This is a genomic window from Leifsonia lichenia (assembly GCF_054780215.1).
Genome location: NZ_BAAGWT010000001.1, coordinates 228,475 through 249,591, shown reverse-complemented (window position 1 = coordinate 249,591; position 21,117 = coordinate 228,475). Strand labels below are relative to the sequence as shown.

Annotated in this window: 17 protein-coding genes; 12 read left to right on the top strand and 5 right to left on the bottom strand. The window is 66.8% G+C overall.

The features are described 5' to 3' along the window. The first annotated feature begins 173 nt into the window (after positions 1–173). The 8 genes from ACYVGI_RS01155 to ACYVGI_RS01120 are packed head-to-tail and all read left to right on the top strand — an operon-like array spanning position 174 to position 9,006. Entirely contained in the window at positions 174–2,036 is a 1,863-nt protein-coding gene (locus ACYVGI_RS01155; RefSeq protein ID WP_460630851.1) for an SDR family NAD(P)-dependent oxidoreductase, read from the top strand. Next, a complete protein-coding gene (locus ACYVGI_RS01150; protein ID WP_460630850.1) occupies positions 2,033–3,169 on the top strand; it encodes an aminotransferase class I/II-fold pyridoxal phosphate-dependent enzyme in 1,137 nt (378 codons plus the stop codon). The genes ACYVGI_RS01155 and ACYVGI_RS01150 overlap by 4 nt, the downstream gene beginning before the upstream one ends. Beyond that, positions 3,166–3,795: a sugar transferase gene (locus ACYVGI_RS01145; RefSeq protein WP_460630849.1), complete on the top strand. Its 630-nt coding sequence runs from the start codon at positions 3,166–3,168 to the stop codon at positions 3,793–3,795. Before ACYVGI_RS01150 ends, ACYVGI_RS01145 begins: the two co-directional genes overlap by 4 nt. Then, positions 3,792–4,451, top strand: coding sequence for a NeuD/PglB/VioB family sugar acetyltransferase (locus tag ACYVGI_RS01140; protein WP_460630848.1), 660 nt, complete (start codon positions 3,792–3,794; stop codon positions 4,449–4,451). Before ACYVGI_RS01145 ends, ACYVGI_RS01140 begins: the two co-directional genes overlap by 4 nt. Next, the gene (locus tag ACYVGI_RS01135; protein WP_460630847.1) at positions 4,448–5,389 is read left to right on the top strand and encodes an NAD-dependent epimerase/dehydratase family protein; all 942 of its coding nucleotides are present in this window, start codon (positions 4,448–4,450) and stop codon (positions 5,387–5,389) included. The genes ACYVGI_RS01140 and ACYVGI_RS01135 overlap by 4 nt, the downstream gene beginning before the upstream one ends. Continuing rightward, the gene (locus ACYVGI_RS01130; protein WP_460630846.1) at positions 5,386–6,546 is read left to right on the top strand and encodes a glycosyltransferase family 4 protein; all 1,161 of its coding nucleotides are present in this window, start codon (positions 5,386–5,388) and stop codon (positions 6,544–6,546) included. The genes ACYVGI_RS01135 and ACYVGI_RS01130 overlap by 4 nt, the downstream gene beginning before the upstream one ends. 20 nt (positions 6,547–6,566) lie before the next feature. Next, positions 6,567–7,976: an O-antigen polymerase gene (locus ACYVGI_RS01125; RefSeq protein WP_460630845.1), complete on the top strand. Its 1,410-nt coding sequence runs from the start codon at positions 6,567–6,569 to the stop codon at positions 7,974–7,976. Further along, on the top strand, positions 7,969–9,006 hold the full coding sequence (locus tag ACYVGI_RS01120; RefSeq protein WP_460630844.1) for a glycosyltransferase family protein: 1,038 nt from the start codon (positions 7,969–7,971) through the stop codon (positions 9,004–9,006). The genes ACYVGI_RS01125 and ACYVGI_RS01120 overlap by 8 nt, the downstream gene beginning before the upstream one ends. Positions 9,007–9,013: 7 nt before the next feature. Here the strand turns inward: ACYVGI_RS01120 and ACYVGI_RS01115 are convergent, their stop codons facing one another. From ACYVGI_RS01115 to ACYVGI_RS01105, 3 genes are read right to left on the bottom strand one after another with little or no spacing between them, the layout of a single operon-like run. Beyond that, positions 9,014–10,363, bottom strand: coding sequence for a hypothetical protein (locus tag ACYVGI_RS01115; RefSeq protein ID WP_460630843.1), 1,350 nt, complete (start codon positions 10,361–10,363; stop codon positions 9,014–9,016). After that, positions 10,360–11,559 carry an MATE family efflux transporter gene (locus ACYVGI_RS01110; RefSeq protein WP_460630842.1) on the bottom strand — a complete coding sequence of 400 codons (1,200 nt, stop codon included), beginning with the start codon at positions 11,557–11,559 and terminating at the stop codon, positions 10,360–10,362. The genes ACYVGI_RS01115 and ACYVGI_RS01110 overlap by 4 nt, the downstream gene beginning before the upstream one ends. Beyond that, on the bottom strand, positions 11,543–12,811 hold the full coding sequence (locus tag ACYVGI_RS01105; RefSeq protein ID WP_460630841.1) for a nucleotide sugar dehydrogenase: 1,269 nt from the start codon (positions 12,809–12,811) through the stop codon (positions 11,543–11,545). Before ACYVGI_RS01105 ends, ACYVGI_RS01110 begins: the two co-directional genes overlap by 17 nt. A gap of 239 nt (positions 12,812–13,050) precedes the next feature. On the opposite strand from ACYVGI_RS01105, the gene ACYVGI_RS01100 reads away from it, so the two are divergent. Continuing rightward, a complete protein-coding gene (locus ACYVGI_RS01100; protein WP_460630840.1) occupies positions 13,051–14,877 on the top strand; it encodes a DUF4012 domain-containing protein in 1,827 nt (608 codons plus the stop codon). Between the two features lie 121 nt (positions 14,878–14,998). Here the strand turns inward: ACYVGI_RS01100 and ACYVGI_RS01095 are convergent, their stop codons facing one another. Further along, entirely contained in the window at positions 14,999–15,793 is a 795-nt protein-coding gene (locus ACYVGI_RS01095) for a Bax inhibitor-1/YccA family protein (RefSeq protein ID WP_460630839.1), read from the bottom strand. A 61-nt stretch (positions 15,794–15,854) separates the two neighbouring features. After that, positions 15,855–16,388, bottom strand: a complete 534-nt coding sequence (locus ACYVGI_RS01090) for a hypothetical protein (RefSeq protein WP_460630838.1) — start codon at positions 16,386–16,388, stop codon at positions 15,855–15,857. A 63-nt stretch (positions 16,389–16,451) separates the two neighbouring features. Here ACYVGI_RS01090 and ACYVGI_RS01085 point away from each other — a divergent pair, with 63 nt between their 5' ends. From ACYVGI_RS01085 to ACYVGI_RS01075, 3 genes are all read left to right on the top strand, one after another. After that, positions 16,452–17,516 (top strand): glycerophosphodiester phosphodiesterase family protein, encoded by a 1,065-nt coding sequence (locus ACYVGI_RS01085; RefSeq protein ID WP_460630837.1) that lies wholly within the window; start codon positions 16,452–16,454, stop codon positions 17,514–17,516. Between the two features lie 66 nt (positions 17,517–17,582). Further along, positions 17,583–20,078, top strand: a complete 2,496-nt coding sequence (locus ACYVGI_RS01080; protein ID WP_460630836.1) for an ATP-dependent helicase — start codon at positions 17,583–17,585, stop codon at positions 20,076–20,078. Beyond that, positions 20,075–21,112 (top strand): FUSC family protein, encoded by a 1,038-nt coding sequence (locus ACYVGI_RS01075; protein WP_460630835.1) that lies wholly within the window; start codon positions 20,075–20,077, stop codon positions 21,110–21,112. Before ACYVGI_RS01080 ends, ACYVGI_RS01075 begins: the two co-directional genes overlap by 4 nt. The last annotated feature ends 5 nt before the right edge of the window (positions 21,113–21,117 follow it).

The following is a 21,117-nucleotide window of genomic DNA, read 5'->3' as shown; positions in this document are numbered from 1 at the left end:
GTTGACCGGCTCCGGCCGCCGCCTGACAAGGGCCGGGATGCTCGCGCGTCCCGGCCCTTAACGCGTGCTAAATACCGTAGGGTACGAAAACGCCGAAGATGTGTGGGAAAATGGCGACTGCAGTTCTGCCATTCCCGCTGCAGCCGTGATATGAAAGCGAGTCCGCACCACCGATGTCCGTGAAGAACTGGCTTTGGAGCACTCACGTCCAAGATGAGACGCGAGCGCGCGGCGAGTCGATCTTCATCCGCTTCGGCGTCCAGTATCTGACGGACGCGGTCGCCTGGGTGCTCGCCATCGTCGCCGCCGTCGTGTTCCGGTACGACTTCGTGGTCTCCAGGGTCCACTGGGTTCCTGTGCTCTTCCTCTGCCTGGTCGTCATCATCCTGCAGCTCCTCCTCGGCTGGACATTCGGCGTCTATCGCGGCCGCTTCACATACGGCAGCTTCGAGGAGGCCCGCGCTGTCGCATACACGGTGGTGACGATCGCGCTCTTCTCGTCCGTTCCCGTCGTGATCTTCTCCAGCCAGATCGGCGTCCCGCGCAGCCTCATGCTGATCTCCGGCTTCATCGCATACGGGCTGATGGGCGCTGTGCGCTATCTCAAGCGCATGTATGTGGCCCAGCGGATGCGGCCGGACAACGCGCAGCCGGTGCTGCTGCTCGGCGCGGGGTTCATGGGCAGCCTGATGGTGCGCCGGATGCTCACCGACCGCGAGTCCGAGTACATCCCCGTCGGGTTCCTCGACGACGACAGGAGCAAGCGCAACCTGCACCTCATGGGTGTGCCGGTGCTCGGCCGGTTCAAAGACATCGTCAAGGTCGCGAACGCCACGCGTGCGACTGCGCTCATCGTGTGCGTCGCCAGGGCGGACTCCAATCTGCTCCAGCGCGTCACGAACATGGCGGACTCGGTCGGCCTCAAGGTCAAGGTGCTGCCGGAGCTCGACGACGTGAACGACGGCCGCACCACCCTCAAGGACGTGCGCGACCTGTCCATCGAAGACCTCATCGGGCGGCACCCGGTCGACACCGACGTCGCATCCATCGCCGACTACCTCTCGAACAAGCGCATCCTCGTCACGGGCGCTGGTGGCTCGATCGGCTCGGAGCTCTGCCGGCAGATCGCGAAGTTCGGCCCGGCAGAGCTGATGATGCTCGACCGGGACGAGACCGGACTCCAGCAGACGCAGCTTCAGATCTCCGGCCACGGCCTGCTCGACTCCACGGACGTCATCCTCGCGGATATCCGCGACGCCGACGCGCTCAAGCGCATCTTCATCGCGCGCCGCCCGGAGGTCGTCTTCCACGCGGCGGCGCTCAAGCATCTGCCGATGCTTGAGCAGTACCCGGACGAGGCATGGAAGACCAACGTCCTCGGAACCCTCAACGTGCTTCGCGCCGCGATGGGCATCGATGTGGAGACGTTCGTGAACATCTCCACCGACAAGGCGGCCAACCCCACGAGCATCCTCGGCCACTCCAAGCGCGCGGCAGAGCGGCTCACGGCCTGGGCAGGCAAGGAGACGGGCAACTCGTACCTGTCGGTGCGGTTCGGCAACGTGCTCGGCAGCAGGGGTTCGCTCCTGCCGACGTTCCAGGCGCTGATCGCGGCGAACAAGCCGCTGACGGTGACGCACCCGGATGCGACCCGCTACTTCATGACCATCCCCGAGGCCTGCCAACTGGTGATGCAGGCGGGTGCGATCGGCTCGCCCGGCGAGGTGCTCATCCTGGACATGGGCAAGCCGGTGCGCATCCTGGACATCGCCAGGCGCATGATCGCGCAGTCCGGCAAGAGCCTCGAGATCGTCTACACCGGCCTCCGCGACGGCGAGAAGCTGCACGAGGAGCTGACCGGTGTCGGCGAGCAGGGCGCGCACCGCACCCACTCACTGATCTCCCACGCTCGCGTGCTGCCCATCGACCCGAGCAGGCTCGACCGCTCGGAGTGGCAGCGCCGCTGGGAGGACGACCAGGCTGAGACAGCGATCGTCGGAATCGAGCGCGGAAGCCTCGGGGGAGTGACGCGGTGAGTTCCAAGATCTACATGTCTTCGCCGGATGTCGGAGACCTCGAGCAGGAGTATGTCCTCAATGCGATGCGATCCGGCTGGATCGCGCCGCTCGGTCCCGACGTCGACGGCTTCGAGCGGGAGATCGCCGAGCGCGTCGGCGTGGAGCACGCTGTCGCCCTGTCGTCCGGCACGGCGGCGCTGCACCTCGCACTCCTCGGGCTGGGCGTCGGCCAGGGCGACACGGTGGTCACGGCGACGATGACCTTCGCCGCGACGGCCAATGCCATCGCATACACGGGCGCGGCACCGTTCTTCGTCGACGCGGACCCGGTCACCGGCAACATCTCTCCGGTGCTCCTCGAGCAGGCTCTCGCGCAGCTCGCCGCCGAGGGGCGGAAGGTCGCCGCGATCGTCCCCGTCGACCTTCTCGGACGCTCGGCCGACTACGACGCGATCCTTCCGTTGGCCGAGCGCTACGGAATCCCCGTGCTGGCGGACGCCGCAGAGTCGCTCGGCGCGAGCTACCGCGGCAAGCCGGCAGGATCGTTCGGCGCCGCCGCCGCGCTCTCCTTCAACGGCAACAAAATCCTCACCACCTCCGGCGGCGGGATGCTGCTGACCGACGACGGACCTCTCGCCTCCCGCGCGCGCTACCTGGCGACGCAGGCGCGTCAGCCGGTCGTGCACTACGAGCACGTTGACATCGGTTACAACTACCGGATGAGCAACCTGCTCGCGGCGCTGGGCCGCGCACAGCTCTCCCGCCTCGACGGCATGATCGCCCGCCGCGCCGCCGTTCGCGAGCTGTACCGCGACCTGTTCGCGCCGGTCCCCGGCGTGACGATCTTCCAAGGGGAGGGCGACGAGGCCGACAACAAGTGGCTGACGTCCATCCTGGTCGAGCCCTCCGAGTCCGGCTGGACGGCCGAGGAGCTGCGCGAGTGGCTGAACGCCGACCAGATCGAGAGCCGTCCGCTGTGGAAGCCGATGCACCTGCAGCCGGCGTTCGCCGACGCTGGCGCCGTCGTCGACGGGAGCGCAGAGCACCTGTTCGAGGTGGGCATCACCCTCCCCAGCGGATCTGTGCTCGATGGAGAGCAGCTCGCCAGGGTGCAGGATCGCATCCACACATTCCTCGGAGCGCATTCGTGAGCACGCGAGGGTATGACAGCGGCAAACGGGTGCTGGACGCGGTGGCGTCCGGCATTCTGCTCGTCGTACTCTCGCCCGTGATCGGCGTCGTGGCGGTGCTCATCGCCGTGAAGCTCGGCCGTCCCGTCATCTTCACGCAGCCGCGGCCCGGTCGCGATGGCACGGTCTTCACGCTCCGCAAGTTCCGTAGCATGAAGTCCGTCGACGTCGAAGCGGGACTGGTGACCGACGAAGACCGGCTCACGACGTTCGGGAAGACGCTGCGCGCATCCAGCCTGGACGAGCTGCCGAGCCTCGTGAACGTGCTGCGCGGCGACATGAGCTTCGTCGGTCCCCGTCCGCTGCTCGTCTCGTACCTCGAGCGGTACACCCCGCGGCAGGCCAGACGCCACGAGGTGCGGCCAGGGATCACGGGCCTCGCCCAGTCGAGCGGCCGCAACGATGTGCCGTGGGAGCGCAGGCTGGAGCTCGACGTCGAGTACGTCGACACCCGCAGCTTCCGGCTGGATGCGCTGATCCTGGTGCGCACGGTGCGTTCCGTCTTCGTTCGTGAGGGCATCTCCCACGACGGTCACGCCACCATGCCGGAGTTCGGAACGGCTGAGCCGTCGGGAGGCGGCGCGTGACGGTTCCTCTCGTCGTCGTCGGTGGTGGGGGGTTCGGCCGCGAGACGCTGGACGTCGCCGAAGCCGTCAACGCGGCCGACCCCGGACGTTACGACATCCTCGGCGTCCTCGACGACGGGGCCGACGAGGTCGTCGGGGGTCGTCTTGCCGCGCGCGACGTCACCTTCCTCGGTCCGATCGACGCGTGGCTGGCCGGAGGCGGATCCGCCAGCTATGTGGTCGCCATCGGCAGCCCGGCCGTCAGAGAGCGCGTCGACGCGAAGCTGCGCCACGCTGGGCTCGAGCCGGCCACGCTCATCCACCCCCTCGCCGTCGTCGGCTCTGTTCCGCAGATCGGACCTGGCTCGGTGATCTGCTCCGGCGTCCAGGTGTCCACGAACGTCCGGCTCGGGCGCGCTGTGCACCTGAATCCCGGCGCCATCGTCGGTCACGATGCGGTGCTCGAGGATTTCGTCTCCGTCAACCCGGGCGCGATCGTCTCCGGCGAGGTCCGTGTCGGCGCATCCACCCTCATCGGAGCCGGTAGCGTGGTCCTGCAAGGTCTCCGCGTCGGAGGAGGCAGCGTCGTCGGCGCTGCGGCCTGCGTCACCAGAGATGTCCCCGAAGGCAGCACCGTGGTCGGTGTTCCTGCACGTCAATACTCGAAAGACCAATGAAACTACTCATCACCGGAGGCGCCGGCTTCATCGGCTCCAACCTCGCACGCTACGTCATCTCGCAGGTCCCCGACGCGGAGGTCCGCGTCATCGACGACCTCAGCACCGGTCGACTGGAGAACCTGGACGGCGTCGACGTGCGCTTCATCGAGGCGTCGATCCTCGACGAGGACGCGATGAACGAGGCCGTGGCAGGCGTCGACTCCGTCGTGCACCTGGCCGCCCTCGGCAGCGTGCCGCGCTCGGTCGCCGCTCCGCTTCCCTCGCACCACGCGAACGCGACGGGAACCCTGCACGTGCTCGAAGCCGCCAGGCTCGCCGGGGTGGAGCACGTGGTCGTCGCATCCTCGAGCTCGGTCTACGGGAGCAACACCAAGCTGCCGAAGTCGGAGTTCGACTGGACCCGCCCGATGAGCCCGTACGCGGTCACCAAGCACGCAACAGAGGGGTACACGATCGCGTACGGCTACTCGTACGGGATGCGCACCCTCGCCTTCCGCTTCTTCAACGTCTTCGGCCCATACCAGGCGGCCGACCACGTCTACGCGGCCGTGATCCCCAAGTTCCTCGACGCCGCCCTGAACGGCCAGCCGCTCGCCGTCCACGGCGACGGCCTGCAGTCCCGCGACTTCACCTACGTCGAGACGGTCTGTGCCGCTCTGCTCGACGCCGTGCAGCGCAAGGTCAGCTCCACCGACCCGGTGAACCTCGCCTTCGGCACCAGCACGCCCCTGCTGCGCGTCATCGACCTGATGAAGGACCACCTGGGCATCGAGATCGCCGTCGAGCACGTGGAGCCGCGTGTCGGCGACGTGCGCGCATCCCAGGCCGACGGCATCCGCATCCGGGAGCTGTTCCCCGAGGTCACGCCGACCGACTTCGAAACGGCTCTCGGCCGGACGATCGACTGGTACCGCGAGCGGCACGAGAGCCGATGACCGCGCGCAAGCCGCGCATCGTCCTCGGAGTGACGGTCGATCTGTCGTTGCGCCTGATGGCGGGCTTCCCGCAGTTCCTCGCCCAGCGCGGCTGGGACGTCCATGTGGTGTGCTCGCCCGGTGCGCGGCTGGATGCGCTGAACGGCGTCGACGGCGTGACCGTCCACGCGCTCACCATGGCCCGTGAGCCTTCCCCGCTCTCCGACCTGCGCTCCCTCGTCGCCTGGGTGCGCCTGCTGCGCCGCCTGCGCCCGGACGTGATCTCGGTCGGCACGCCGAAGGCCGGCCTGCTCGGCGGAATCGCGGGTCGACTGACGCGGGTGCCAGGGCGCGTCTACATGCTCCGCGGGTTGCGCCTGGAGACGTCGACCGGCGTGAGCAGGCGGATCTTCACCTTGCTCGAGCGGCTGTCGATCCGCTCGGCCACGAAGACCCTCGTTGTGAGCTCGAGCCTCGCAGCCCGAGCCGCGGAACTGAACCTGGCGTCGCCGGAAGCGTTCACGGTCCTCGGAGACGGAAGCTCGAACGGCATCGACGTCGACGCGTTCGAGCGCTCCTTGCCCGCGCCGGACACGCTCGACCGCTTGCGCACCGATCTCGCCCTTTCCGCGGCGGCGCCTGTGGTCGGGTTCGTCGGCCGCCTCACGGAGGACAAGGGCCTGCTGATCCTCAGCGCTGCCGTACAGCGTCTCGCGGGCCAGGGGACGGCCTTCCAGCTCCTCATCGTCGGCGGCGTCGAGGGCGACGCGTCCGTCGGCGACCTCATCCCGCCATCGCCGGGCATCACGACGGTCACCACCGGGTTCGTGAACGACCCGGAGAAGTACTATCCGCTCATGGATGTGCTCTGCCTGCCCACCCTGCGCGAGGGCTTCCCCAACGTGGTCCTCGAAGCCGCGGCGGCGGGCGTGCCGACCGTGACGACGACCGCGACCGGCGCCGTCGACTCCGTCGTCGACGGCGAGACGGGCATCATCGTGCCCGTGGGCGACGCGGACGCGCTGGCCGACGGCCTGCGGCGCGCGATCGCCGACCCCGCACTGCGGCAGCGCTACGGCACCGCGGCGAAGCAGCGCGCTCGCGAGCGGTTCGACCGCGCGGTGGTGTGGGCGGCGCAGGAGCGGTTCTATCGAGACCTCGCGGGTGAGAGCGCATGATGCCGAATCCGGTGTGGTGTTTGATCCTCCTCGTCCTCCTCGCGGGTCTGACGGTCGCCGTGCGGTATCGATTCCGGAGCGTTTTCCTGATCGTCCTGTGCCACAACATCGTCTGGGCGGGGGCGCTGCTGCTGATCGGGACCAACCTGATCGCATACAAGGAGGCCTCTGTCTGGGCGTGGCTGACACTGGCGGCCGGGCTGGCTGGGTTCAATGTGGGCGCCATGGTGGTCACATGGCTGAGGGAGCGGCGGGGCGCATCCACCTCGTCGGAGGAGGCAGTTCCGGCGCACACGCACCTGATGAACAGATGGACCCTCCTGGGCGTTGCCATCGTCTACGCGGGAGCATTCGGATCGTACCTCCTGACGATCCAGCTCCGCTTCGGCATCCTGACGCTGATCACCGACCCCAAGATGGTCCGCGGAGCACACGGAGAGTCGTACCTCGAATCCGTTCCGCTCGCGGCGCGCATCCTTCTCTATCTCGGACCCCTTCTGTTCGTGGTTCTGGGCTACAAGGCGGCAGTGGACAAACCACTCGCCCTCTGGCTCAGGGTCGTCGGCATGGTGGCGCTCGCGCTTTCGATGCTCGCCCTGCTTCAACGGACGAACCTGTTCATGGCAGTGCTGTGGCTGTGCGCAGTGCTGATCACGCAACCGCTCGCCGCTCCCGCTGACGGGCGGGTCTCGGACCCGACCCCTGCGCGTGGTCTACGCGGGCGTTGGATGGCGCTGGGGCGGCCGTGGCGCATCGGCGCAGCACTGGTCGCGTTCGGCATCGTCGGCCTGCTGGCGTTCCAGATCGTCGGCGGCGCGCTCGACAAAACCGGGCAGCAAGCTCTCAGCAGCGGCGCGGTCTCCGAGCCGCTGGCCAGATCGGGCCTCGTCTCGCCGTTCCAGTACTACACCTCCGGAACGATGGGCTTCCTCCAGTTGGTCGACTCCAACAACCACGCGTGGCCACCGGAGCGCGTGCAGGGTTCCATCCTGGTCGGCGACTACAACCCGCAGACCTGGGGTGCAAGCACCTTCGGGGCCGTGCTGAAGGCGATCCCCGGCGCTCCGTCGGTCGATCCGATCAGCCCGTTCATCAACACGGGCGTGCTGACCAACGTCTACACCTGGCTCGAACCCTTCTATCGCGACTTCCGCATCTACGGGGTCGTCGTCGGGTCGCTGCTGCTCGGCGGCGTGATCGCACTGCTGTACCTGAGACGCCGCGCATCGGCCGTGATGTTCTGGTTGCAGAGCGCATTCCTCTCGACGGTCTTTCTCGCACCGTTCATCACCAAGATCAACAACACGCTCTTCCTATCCGAACTTGTCTACGTGGTGCTGCTTTCGCTGCTTTATTCACGCGTGCGGGCCAGGCGTCGCCGCGAGGGTCGGCTCGCGACCGCGACCGTCGCTGGGGGAGCCGATGGCTAGCGTCACGGCGTACACCAGCTACGGACGAGGCGCTGGGAGTGCGCGAGTCCGCGTGTTCGATTGGCTCGACCACCTGGGCCTTCCCTCCGAGGGGTCTGACTACCTTGGTGGCTCGTCCAATGGGCTGGGCACGCTTGCGCGTCAGGCGTACCGGATTCCCGGGGCAGAGCTGCGCCTGCGGCAGCGTGCAGCGCGCGACGCGTCAGGCGCATCCATCGTGTCCCGGCAGGCCAGCCCATTCAGCACAGGGCGGCTGGAGGCGCGGATCCTGGAGCGTGCAGGGCGCGGCGTCTACGACTTCGACGACGCACTCATGCACGCTCACGATGGACTCTCGGAACGACTTTGGCCGAAGGCGAGGATCTGGCTCCGAGCGGTCCGAGCGGCAGACGTCGTGATCGCGGGAAACGACTATCTCGCGGACGCCGCGTCGGTGCACAGTCCCAGCGTCACGGTCATCCCGAGCTGCGTCGAGCCGGACGAGTATCGGCAGAAGCAACATCGGGACACCGACGCTCCGACCGCTGTCTGGCTCGGCTCTCCCAGCACGGAGGACTATCTCCTGCGCATCGCCGCGCCACTGCTCGCAGCACATCGAAACCTCGGGCTTCGCCTCGTCGTCATCAGCGCTGGAGACCGTTCTCTCGGAGCATTGGATGCGATGGTCGAGCGTGTCCAGTGGCGCAGCGAGACATTCGCCACGGACCTCCTTCTGGGCGACTTCGGGATCATGCCCATGCCGGACAATGCGTGGACCAGGGGCAAGTGCGCGTACAAGCTGCTTCAATACGGGGCGGCAGCGCTGCCGTCAATCGGTGACGACGTCGGGGCGAACACGCGCGTGCTGTCGCTGGGGGCGGGCCTGGCGACCCGCTCGGATGACGACTGGTACGCGGCGATCGAGTCCCTGGTGACCGAAGGCGCAGCAGGACGCGCTGTGCGCGGTGCCAGCGCACGGGCGGCGGTGGATGAGCACTACAGTTTCGACGCCTGGACGCCAGCGTGGAAGGGCGCGCTGGGGCTGGCGTGATCGCAGCTCAGGCCGTTTCGTTTGCGATCTTCGCGGCCGGCCTGCGCCATCGATCGCCCGAAAGGGCCACGTTGATCAACGCCAGGAGCAGGAACAGCGCCCACATGTTCCCCGGAGCCTGGAGGTAGGGGTTCGACGCGTTGGCGATGAGCAGCGCGGACGCGCCCGCCGTGACGACGAAGAGGACGGGCGCCAGCTCGGGCGCGACGCGGAACGACCGGATGAGGGCGAGAATACCCACGACGGCAGCGGCGAGCATGACGAGAGCGCCGACGATACCGACCTGGAACAGGATGAGGTGGTACTGAAGTTCGAAGTTCCATGGTCGCGACTCGTTGCGGGAATAGCCGGGGATGACCGCCCCGAATCCATGTCCGAAGACGGGAGACGACAGCCATCCCGCGATCAACTCATGGCTTTCCTCTGCCCGGATCTGGTCCTCGATCGTCTGACCGGAGCCTGTGATGATGGAAGCGACCCTGTCCCAAGCGCGGGCGACGGAGCTGTTGCCCAGGGCGGAAAGGGCGAGGATTGCGAGTGCGGCGACAGCGGCGACCACGAGGGGCGCGAAGGCGACGAAGCGCGTGCGTGGGCGTTGCCAGGAGTAGACGCGCCAGACGATCCACACTGCGATCGGCACGATGAGGGCCACGATGGTGATGGCAGCCCTGCCCGCAACGAGAGAGGTCAGAAACGCCGCGACGCCCGCGAGCCCCGACATCCACTTTCCAGGCAGGAGCCGATGGCGAGGAAGGATGAGCGCGGTCAGCCAGAGCGGGCACGTCGCCACGAGAGTGGACAGTCCATAGAGCGTGATGGTGGTGATGCCGAAGGAATGCCCGTCGAAACTCAGGCCGAGTTGACTGACCAGCCAGCCGGGGAATGCGCGGAAACCGGCGACGGACAGCGCGACATAGCTCAAAGCGATCGCTGAGATCACGATCGTCACGATCGCCGCCGCGAACAACACCATGCGGATCAGCGTCTCGTCTGCTGCCCATACGAGCAGGGCGAACAGGACCGGCGCGACGATCCAGACCAGCACGCCGTTCGTGAGCCCCGGATTCCCGATTCCGAGGAGCGATCCGTAGATCCCGGTCGCGAAGACGAGCGCGAACACGACGACGATCGGCCGCGCGGGCACACGGAAGGGGCGCGCTGTGAGGACGAGACCGAGTGATCCTGCGGCGACGAGGCCCAATGCAGGAAGGAGCAACGCGTTGTGGCTGACGGGCCGGAACATGACGTACGCGAGTGAGATCACGATGACCCAGCGGAACGCATCCCTCGCCGTCTGGCCGGACATCAGTGAGGAGAAGGTGCGCTTCTGCGCGTCGCTTGCCGTCGAACTGCTCACTGCTTCGCCTCCCTGCTTCCCGTGACCACGAGCACCCAGACGGTGCTGGACACGACCGTCGCGCCCGCATAGCACCAGATCGCGCCCGCGAGGCCGAAGGTCAGAGCGCCGATGATCGGCAGGACGATTGCGAGCGACGTCTGCACGATCCGGCCGATCAGGAGTCCCCGTTGCGCTGCGTGCGACCTGGCGATGATGTAGTAGTAGTGGCCGAAGAAGTTCGCAGAGACGAACAAGGCAGTTGGGATCGCATAGGTGACGACGGCGCTCAGCGAACCGAGCTGGATGTGCAGCAGGCCGATGCCGAGCAGGGCGAGATAGGCGGCGACGCCGAAGAAGAAGGCGGCAGCGATGCTGATGATGATCCGGCGCGGCACGCGGTGCGAGTGCGCGGGAAGGCCAGCGAGCACCGGGCGCAATGGGTTGAGGATGAGGCGGACCGGCGCTGCGACGTTCGATACGGCCCGGTAGACACCGAAGTCGGCGATCCCGAGCAGCGGAGCGACGACGAACGGGGTTCCGATGGAGCCGAGGTCCATCAGGGTTGAGTCCTTCAGCAGCGGGACGATGTGATCGCGGTGTGTTCCGAACCATGCGCCGATCGACCGCGGCCCGCGAAGGTGCGGGCGTTGCGCCACCAGAGCGGACAGGATCCCTCCGGCGAGCCACGCGATCGAGAGGGCCATCAGGCCGTGCATCCCGAGCAGGAGAAGCGCCACCCAGGTGACAACCGTCAGAGCGAACGCGACAACGTCTCCGGCCAGCACACGGTTCCACTGGTTCGTGCGCACCTGGTGATAGCGCACGCCCGCCCGATACACGTTGACGCCGACGGCGAGGGCTCCCGTGACGGCGATGACGGCGAGGCCAGGGACGAGGAGGGAGAAGACAAGCGTCACGACGGCCGCAGCCGCGCTCACGTAGAGCTGGATGCTCGAGTAGTCGGCCCACGTCGAGCGGTGATTCTGACGGAGGTCTGTGCGCATCCACGGTTCACTCACCACAGAGAGGGTGACAGAGGAGGCCAGGGCGAACAGCAGGTATTGCAGAGAGAAGAGCCCGAAATCCGCCGGTGCGAGGCTGATCAGTCCGAGGAGCTGCGTCGACAGGACCGAAGCTGCGTTCGTCGCTGTCGCGACGGCGATGAGAGTGCGGGGAAGCGGGCGCCGCGACTCGTCGCTAGAGTCGCTCGACATTGGCGCCGCTGAGGCGGTTCTTCGTGTCGAGCACCGGCACTGTCGCGTTGTTGAGCAGCGCGAGGTCGAAGTCGTCGTGGTCGGTGATCAGGACGACCGCGTCCGCACCGCCGATCGTCGACTCGGTGTAGTCGGCACGCTCGATGCCGGCGGGCCAGCGGTAGTCCTCGACGCGACCGTCCACTCCCACGATCTCCGCGCCGAGGTCGGAGAGCACGTCGATGAGGCGCAGCGAAGGGGATTCGCGGATGTCGCCGGTGTTGCGCTTGTACGACAGGCCGACGAGCACGATGCGCGCGCCGTTGATGGCCTTACCCTTCTTATTGAGGAGGACCATGAGTCGCTGCGCGACATAGTCGGGCATGTGATCGTTGATGTCGTTGGCGAGCTCCACGAACCGGAAGCTCTGACCGAGCTTGCGTCGCACCTGCCAGGACAGGTAGCTCGGGTCGACGGGAAGGCAGTGCCCGCCGACGCCGGGGCCGGGAGTGAACTTCATGAATCCGAACGGCTTGGTCGATGCGGCGTCGATCGACTCCCAGACGTTGACACCGAGCTGGTGGCCGAAGATCGCGAGTTCGTTCACCAGGGCGATGTTGACGTGACGGAAGGTGTTCTCGAGGAGTTTCGTCAGCTCCGCTTCCTTGGTGCCGGACACCGGGACCGTTGTTGCGACGAGGCGGTCGTAGAAGGCCTGGACTCGGGAGAGGGAGACCTCGTCGATGCCAGAGACGACCTTCGGCGTTTCGCGGAAGCCCCAGGTCGCGTTGCCGGGGTCGATGCGCTCCGGGCTGTAGCCGACAGAGAAGTCCTTGCCGGCCGTCAGGCCGGAGCCGCGTTCCAGGATCGGGACGAGCAGCTCTTCCGTCGTGCCGGGGTACGTCGTCGATTCGAGGATGACGGTCGCGCCAGGCGTCAGTCGCGCTGCGAGGGACGCGGCTGAGTCCTCGATGAAGCTGAGGTCGGGGAGGCCCTCGCGCAGCGGTGTCGGGACGGTGATGACGGCGATGTCGAAACCCTCCGCCGCTGCGTAGTCCGTCGTCGCCGTGTATCGACCGGATGCGGTGGCCGAGACGAGCTCGTCCGACGAGATGTCGTCGACGTAGGAGATGCCGGCTTGCAGGCTGTTCGTGCGGCGTTCGTCGACATCCAGCCCGACCACCGAGTATCCGACCTCGACGGCACGCATGGCGACAGGCAGGCCGACATAGCCCTGGCCGATGACGACGACGAGTTCATTCTGGAGGCTCATGGGTTCCCCGGTTCCGTTCGCGGACGCTTCACGCGTGTCCCGCGCACGACCTGCTCATCAGATACGGGACCGACCGCCCGTTCCGAAACTCTAAATTATCAGACGATTCCCTGGCGGACGGTGCCTACCGCCGTCTGTGCCTGAAAGTGCCGACAGATGACACCTGTACGGGTGACATACTGGTATCCCGCAGCAGGTTCTCAGCCGAATATCCAGGTCTGGTCTGCTTCAATGGTCGAATGCCCGAACCGCTCCCTCAACGACGCGCCGCCGTTGCCCACGCGCGGAAGCCCAGTCGTCGCCGTCGCTACTGGTTGATCGGAGCAGGCGCCTTCGTGATCGTGCTCATCGGGTGCGTGGCCTGGGTGGGTCTGCGAGCCCTCACGGCGAAGTCAGAACTCGAGTCGGCGCTTCCAATGGTGACGACCCTCAAGACGCAGATCGTCGCGCAGGATGTGAAGGGCGCGAAGGCAACACTCGCGAAGCTGCGGCCGAAGGTCAACTCTGCCCGCGATCTGACGAGCGATCCGATCTGGCGAGCGGGCGAAATCGTCCCCTTCGTCGGCCCAAACCTCAGTGCTGTGCGCACACTCGCCGGCGCGACCGACAGCGTCGTGGTGGATGCGATCGACCCGATGGTCGGACTGCTCGACACGGTGAGCCCGGAGAGCATCAAGCCGGTGGATGGAGCGATCAACCTGAAGCCCATCGTCGCGGCGACCCCGAAGGTCGATGCGGCCGCCGCAGCCTTCTCGAAGGCGACGGACGAGGTCAAGGGCATCGACACGTCGAGCACGATCGGACCGGTCAGCAAGGCCACGAAGCAGATGGCTGACATGCTGACGAAGGTCAACTCGCAGGTCGGCCAGCTCAAAGACGCTCTGCACGTGCTTCCCGGTGCGATGGGTGCGGACAAGCCGCGCAACTACCTCGTCGTGTTCGAGAACAGCGGAGAGCTGCTTCCGAACGGAGGAACGACCGGCTCGATGGCGCTGCTCCAACTCGACAAGGGGAAGATCAGCCTCGTCAAGCAGTCGTCGGCTTCCGGGCGTGATTTCCCCGCCTTCAGCGACTACGTCGTCCCCATCCCCGAGGACGTGAAGAAGCTGTACCCGTACGGGCTCGGACGACAGGTCCAGGATCTCACGATCACTCCGCGGTTCTCGCTCACGTACGAAGTGGCGAAGACGATGTGGAAGTCGGCCAAGGGCGACGACATCGACGGCGTCATCGCGATGGACACCGTAACGCTCGCGAACCTCCTGAAGGCGACCGGACCGATCAACGTCCTTCCCGGACTTCAGATCAACTCCGAGAACGCCGTCCGCATTCTGCTCATCGACATTTACACGATGTACCCGGACCCGGCGACGGTCGACAGGATCAACCAGACGATCTCCGTCGGCGCGTTCTCCAAGATCCTCGGTGGCGGCGCCAACCCGAAGACGCTGCTCACCACGCTTCTTCAGTCGGGAGAGCAAGGTCGCGTCAAGATGTGGACCGGCGACAAGGCGGAGCAGGATCTGATCAAGCTGACCCCGTTCTACTCGGAACCGCCCGTGAGCACCGCCGACACCGACAAGCTCGGCGTGTACTTCATGGATCAGACGCCATCGAAGATGGACTACTTCCTTAAGGCGAAGGTGGAGGTGTCGCAGGCTGTGTGCTCCGACAAGCACCGTTACGTGTTCACGCGCGTCGCATTGAACAGCACGGCGCCCGCGAACGCTGCAGACATCCTCCCGCCGTACGTCATGGGCAACGGCGTGCTGGTCGCACAGGGCTACGTGCAGATCGGCACCAGCGTGTACGCGCCCAAGGGCTACAAGGTGCTGGGCACCGCGATCGACGCCAAGCCGTCCGCCGCCCCGATGATCGGGTCGGACGGTGACTACGCGGTCGCTCAGGGTGTGCAGCAGATGGGACCGGGACAGACGATGACGCTCGACGTGCTGTTCGACGCCGGCGAGACCAAGACCAAGAAGCTGAATGCGACGGTGACTCCGATGGTGAACCCGATCGTCACGACGTACAGCACCCTCGACTGCGCGGCGATCGGCAAGTAGCCGGAGATCGGCACGTAGCAGGGGATCGGAAGTAACAGGGGCTGCCGGCGCAGTCGCGGCAACGAAAAGGGCGGGCAGGGAGCGTAGGCTCCCTGCCCGCCCTTTCGGCGTGCGTGGTCCGCTAGTTGCGCGAGAGCGCGAAGATGCGGAGCAGCTCGAGGTAGAGCCAGATGACGGTGACCATGATGCCGAAGGCGCCGGCCCAGCCGAAGACGCGCGGTGCTCGGTTCTTCACGCCCTGCTGGATGGCGTCGAAGTCGAGCACGAGCGAGTACGCGCACATGATGACGACGAGGACGCCGATGATGATACCGAGCGGGATGCCGAACACCTGGGTGCCGAGGACGCCCCAGGGGTCCTTGTTGACGCCGGTCAGCATCAGGATGATGTTGATGAACGAGAACACCACGTAGCCGACCATCGCGATGAGGAAGACCTTGGTGGCCTTCGCGGATGCGCGGATCTTGCCGCTCGCGAAGAGGGCGAGGGTGACGCCGACGACGACGATGGTGCCGATGACGGCCTGGAGGACGACGCCGCTCCACGCGGTCTCGTAGAAGAGCGAGATGCCGCCGATGAAGATGCCCTGCGCGCCGGCGTACGCCAGGGTGAGCGCCGGGGACGGCTTCTTGCGGTTCTTGAAGATGTTGACGAAGGCCAGGACGAGGCCGACGATCATCGCCGGAATCCAGAGGACGGGGACGATCCAGCCGATGACCGCTCCGACGAGCAGGACGCCGAAGCTGACCGCGGTCTTGACGATCGTGTCCTCGACCGTCATGCGGTCGGTCTCGACCGCGCCGGCGGACGGTGAGTTGTACATCTCCTGGAGGTTCTCGGCGCTGAGCGTCGCAGCCGCCGTCGACCCGTTCTGGAAGGCCGGGCTCTGTGAGAATGCCGGGTTGGAGGTAGCCATGATTCCTCTGATCGCATGTGGGGTCCGGACGAGCCGGATCGGTGCACTCAAACCTACCGATTTATCGTCTGAGAGTTCTGACAGATTGCCTTGAATCAACTGCTTCCGCGACCCAGCGTGCCAGCCAGGCGGCCCCGACGATCGTCACCGTGCTCACTGCGATCGACACCCAGCCCTGAGAGTAATCGTGGATCGAGCTGGCGAGCACGATGCTGGATGCGATGGGCAGCAGCAGCACGATGTAGCTGAGCAGGGGGCGCAGCCGGATGAGGAGCCACGCTGCGAGCGGGACTGCGAAGCACCAGGCGAAGCCCGCGCCGCCGAGCATGAGCCAGGTGAATCCGAGCACGGGGACGGCCACCGCGACTCTCCGCCCGATCGTCGACGGGAGGATCGCCCACCCTGCCGGCTGCAGTAGGGAGCCGACGAGCAGGAAGGGGAGGCTGTACGCGCTGGTCATGAGGATGAAAGCGGTGCCCACCACGAGCATCCCGAGCCCGATGATGAGTCGTTGGCGGTAGGCGCCCCAGTGCAGGTCGAGTCGGCTCGCAGGCTCGCACCAGTGGCTCGGAGAGGGCGATTCCGCTGCGGACACCGCTTGATTCTGTCACCCGGATGCGCGCCTGAGAACCCCCAAGGCGCGGGCTAGTATCTCAACATGCGAGCGCGGACGGCCCCCCTGGTGATCGGTCATCGGGGAGCCTCGGGATACCGCCCGGAGCACACGACGGCCGCATACGAACTCGCGTTCACGCTGGGAGCGGACGCGGTCGAGCCCGACATCGTCGCCACGAAGGACGGCGTGCTGGTGTTGCGCCACGAGAACGAGATCTCGGGGACGACCGACGTCGCGTCCCGGGCCGAGTTCGCCGGGCGGCGGACGACCAAGCAGATCGACGGCGCGACGCTGACCGGGTGGTTCACGGAAGACTTCACCTGGGCGGAGCTCTCGACGCTGAGAGCCACAGAGCGGCTGCCGGAGATCAGGCAGGCGAGCTCCACTTTCGACGGCCGCTATCCGGTGCTGCGTCTGCGCGATCTGCTGGAGCTGGTCGACAGGGCGTCGGAGGACGCGGCCCGGCTGCTCGGCGTCGTCGCGGAGCTCAAGCACGCGACGTACTTCGACTCCATCGGCCTCCCGCTGGCCGAGCTGTTCACCGCGGAGCTGGCCGAGACCGGATGGGGCGACAACCCGGAGCTGATCGTGGAGAGCTTCGAGAAGAACGCGCTCGGGCAGGTGCGCAGGCACGGTTTCCGTGGGCGCTGCGTGTATCTGCTGGAGGACACGGGCGCGCCGGCCGACCGAGTGGCAGCGCTCGGTTCCTCCGCGCCAGGGTATGCGGACGACCTGACCGCCCGCGGCCTGTACGCGCTCGGTGCCGCAGGCAACCTCGATCGCGTCGATGGGATCAGCGTCGAGGTGTCGCAGGTGCTCGCGTCGGGATCGGTTGCCGTATCCCTGTTCGAGGATGACCCGTCCGGCATCGACATCGGCGCGGTGACCTCGGATCTGGTGGACACGGCGCACTCGGCGGGGCTCGGCGTGTTCTGCTGGACACTTCGGCCGGAGAACGCGCTGATGCCGGCGGATTTCCGCGGCCCCGGTCGCGACGACGAGTGGGGTGACTGGCGGCGGCTCTATTCGATCCTGCTGCACTCCGGCGTGGACGGGGTGTTCGCCGACCACCCCGATCTGGCGGTCGCCGTCCGCGACGAACACTGATCGTTCGCTGGCCACTGACGTCTCTCGGACGGGATGACAGTGGTGAAGGCTAAAATCGTTGGAGACATGACGAGCCTCCCCGACGCCTCTCCCTCCGCCACCCCGATCATCCTCGACGGCCGATCCGGTTCCGGGCGCCCTGGCGACGGTGGGGACGCCCTGAACGACCGCCTGTTCGCGGGGTTGAACCCCCAGCAGCGCGAGGCGGCGGAGTACCGCGGCGCCGCTCTGCTCATCGTCGCCGGTGCTGGTTCCGGCAAGACGAGCGTGCTCACCCGCCGCATTGCCGGGCTGATCGAGACGCGCGAGGCCTGGCCGAGTCAGATCCTCGCGATCACGTTCACCAACAAGGCGGCCGCCGAGATGCGGGAGCGCGTCGAAGCGCTGCTCGGCGGCAAGGCCCAGGGCATGTGGATCTCCACGTTCCACTCCGCGTGCGTCCGCATCCTGCGTCGCGAGGCCGAGACGATCGGCAAGACGCAGAGTTTCACGATCTACGACTCGGGAGACACCCGCGCGCTCTTGAAGCGCATCATCAAGGGTCTCGACGCGGACACTCTCGGGTTTACGGTCGCCGGCGCCTCCGGGCGCATCTCCAAGCTCAAGAACGAGCTCACCGACATCGAGACCTTCGCGCGCTCCGCGAACCTGAGCGACCCGCAGGAGGTGATGTTCCTCGAGATCTTCCGGCAGTACACCCGGGCACTCCGCACGGCCAACGCGTTCGACTTCGACGACCTCATCGCGGAGACGGTCTTCCTGTTCCGCGCGTTCCCGAAGGTCGCGGCGCTGTACCAGCGGCGTTTCCGCCACATCCTGGTGGATGAATACCAGGACACGAACCACGCGCAATACTCGCTCATCCGAGAGCTGACCAGGCCGATCGCCCCCGCCATCGCCGACGAACTGGAGGCCCAGGGCCACCACGTCGAGTCGATGCGGGATGCGGTGGGCGTGATTCCCGGAGCGTCGCTGACCGTCGTCGGTGACTCCGACCAGTCGATCTACGCGTTCCGCGGCGCGGACATCCGGAACATCGTCGAGTTCGAGCGGGACTTCCCCGGCGCGAAGGTCGTGTTGCTCGAACAGAACTACCGGTCGACGCAGAACATCCTGAGCGCTGCGAACTCGGTGATCGCGAACAACTTCGACCGCAAGGACAAGAAGCTGTGGACGGCGGTCGGCGACGGCGACAAGATCATCGGCTTCACCGGGTACTCCGGACACGACGAGGCGCAGTTCGTGGCGGACGAGATCGAGAAGCTGCACAGCGCCGGCATGGACTACAAAGACATCGCCGTGTTCTACCGCACGAACGCTCAGACGCGTGCGCTGGAGGAGATCTTCATCCGGTCCGCTCTGCCGTACCGCATCATGGGCGGCACCAAGTTCTACGAGCGGGCCGAGATCAAGGACTCGATGGCCTACCTGATCGCCGTCGCGAACCCGGACGACACCCTGGCGCTTCGCCGTATCCTCAACACCCCGAAGCGCGGGATCGGCCCGGCGACAGAGACGCAGCTCGCGAGCTACGCCGACGATAACGGGATCAATTTCCGCCAGGCGATGCGCGACGCCGGGTCCCTCGGACTCGGGCCGAAGGTCACCGCGGCCATCCTTCAGCTCGCCACGCTGCTCGACGAGGCGGCGGCGAAGATCGACCCGGCGAACCCTGCAGGGGTCTCCTCGGTCTCCGATGTGCTGACCTTCCTGCTCGACGGCAGCGGCTACCTGGACGTGCTCCGCAACAGCAGGGACCCGCAGGACGAGGCGCGAGCGGAGAACGTCGACGAGCTCGTCGCGGTCACCAGGGAGTTCGCGCGCAACAATCCGGACGGCGGTCTGATCGACTTCCTCACGGAGGTCTCCCTGGTGGCGGCAGCGGACGAGATCGACGATTCGAGCGGAACCGTCTCGCTGATGACGCTTCACACCGCCAAGGGCCTCGAGTACGACGCCGTGTTCCTGACCGGCATCGAGGAGGACCTGCTTCCTCACCGCATGTCGGCGAACGAACCGGGAGGACCCGCTGAGGAGCGCCGTCTCTTCTACGTGGGCATCACGCGCGCGAAGAAGCGGCTGTTCCTGTCTCTGGCGATGACCAGGGCGCAGTTCGGCGAGACCGCCGTGGCGATGCCGAGCCGCTATCTGCAAGAGATCCCCGCAGACCTCATCGACTGGAAGCAGTCGCCAGGAACGGCGAACGGCCGAGGCGGCAGCCAGTCGCGCGCCCTCAACGCCAGACGTCCAGGGCTGGGTTCCGGGTCTAGTTCCGGCAGCGGTTCGCGCTGGAACGAGAGCCTCACCTCGGGCGGATTCTCCGCTGGCGGTCGACCCTCCGACCGACCGAAGACGGAGTGGCCGAACCGCGTCACGGGGCAGGTTCGCGACAACGGAGACCTGGAGCTCGCATCCGGTGACCGCATCCGGCACACCGACTTCGGCGACGGCCGGGTGACGCAGGTGACCGGCGAAGGCGCCAAGCGTGTGGCGCACGTGCAGTTCGAGAAGGTGGGGGCGAAGAAGCTGCTCATCAAGATCGCCCCCATCGAAAAGCTGTGAGGCCTCCGAAGCTCACCTCGCTGAGCGTCGAGGTGGGTGTGCGGGCGGCGACCGCGGTGGCCGTTCCACTGCTGATCCTGTGGGCGGTGGGGCGACTCGACCTCGCCGCGTATGCGACCTTCGGAGCGTTCACCGCGCTGTACGGCAGGAACGAGCCGTACCGACTGCGCATCCGAAGCATCACGGTGGCGGCGGTGGCACTCGTGTTCGCGATCGCTCTGGGCACGACGGTCGCCGTGCTGGGCGAGCCGCTCGCGCTCCTCGTACCGCTGCTCGTCGTGGTGGTCGCGGGCGGCACCCTGCTGGCGACGACGTTCCAGTTGCTGCCGGCTCAGCCCCTCTTCTTCGTGTTCGCCCTCCTGGTCTGCGCCGCCGTGCCGACCCCGGCCGACGAATTCTGGCTCCGGGTCGGCATCGCCGCGGTCTCCGCAGCGTTCTCCTGGTTGCTGACCATGTCGGGCTGGGCGATCAGACGACTCGCAGGGACAGCCTCCAACCCGGTCTTCCTCAAGGACCTGCGGCGCACCCCGGCCGTCGATCGAACGGCCATCCGGGATGCGCGGGTCTGGTTGTCCGTCGCCCAGAACGTCACCGGAGTGATCGTGGCAGGCGGGATCGCGCTGGCATTCGGGTTCGGCCACGCGTACTGGGCGGTGGTGAGCCTGGTGGCCGTCATCCCGCCTGCCCGCGCCGCCCACTCGCTCTCCCGTTCCGTGCATCGCGTCGTGGGTACGGTCGTCGGTGTGGGCGTGACGGTGCTGCTCCTGTTTTGGTCGCCTCCACCGCTCTTCGTCATCGGCGTAATCGTGGTGTGCCAGGTCTTCGCGGAGGTGCTCGTCGGCGCCCACTACGGCACGGCCCTGGTGTTCATCACCCCGATGGCGCTCTCTGTCTCGTACCTGGCCGCTCCCGTCGTGCTCTCGACGCTGGCGGTCGACCGGGTGCTGGAGACGGTGCTGGGCGCCGCAGTCGGTGTCCTGCTGGTTCTCGCCGCTCGCTGGATCGAGAGGTCGCGCGGCCTGGCCGCCACCTGACCGGC

Coding starts and splice junctions, on each gene's coding strand:
- ACYVGI_RS01155 (WP_460630851.1), top strand. CDS start 174: ATGTCCGTGAAGAACTGGCTTTGGAGCACTCACGTCCAAGATGAGACG.
- ACYVGI_RS01135 (WP_460630847.1), top strand. CDS start 4,448: ATGAAACTACTCATCACCGGAGGCGCCGGCTTCATCGGCTCCAACCTC.
- ACYVGI_RS01130 (WP_460630846.1), top strand. CDS start 5,386: ATGACCGCGCGCAAGCCGCGCATCGTCCTCGGAGTGACGGTCGATCTG.
- ACYVGI_RS01120 (WP_460630844.1), top strand. CDS start 7,969: ATGGCTAGCGTCACGGCGTACACCAGCTACGGACGAGGCGCTGGGAGT.
- ACYVGI_RS01110 (WP_460630842.1), bottom strand. CDS start 11,559: ATGTCGAGCGACTCTAGCGACGAGTCGCGGCGCCCGCTTCCCCGCACT.
- ACYVGI_RS01105 (WP_460630841.1), bottom strand. CDS start 12,811: ATGAGCCTCCAGAATGAACTCGTCGTCGTCATCGGCCAGGGCTATGTC.
- ACYVGI_RS01100 (WP_460630840.1), top strand. CDS start 13,051: ATGCCCGAACCGCTCCCTCAACGACGCGCCGCCGTTGCCCACGCGCGG.
- ACYVGI_RS01095 (WP_460630839.1), bottom strand. CDS start 15,793: ATGGCTACCTCCAACCCGGCATTCTCACAGAGCCCGGCCTTCCAGAAC.
- ACYVGI_RS01085 (WP_460630837.1), top strand. CDS start 16,452: ATGCGAGCGCGGACGGCCCCCCTGGTGATCGGTCATCGGGGAGCCTCG.
- ACYVGI_RS01080 (WP_460630836.1), top strand. CDS start 17,583: ATGACGAGCCTCCCCGACGCCTCTCCCTCCGCCACCCCGATCATCCTC.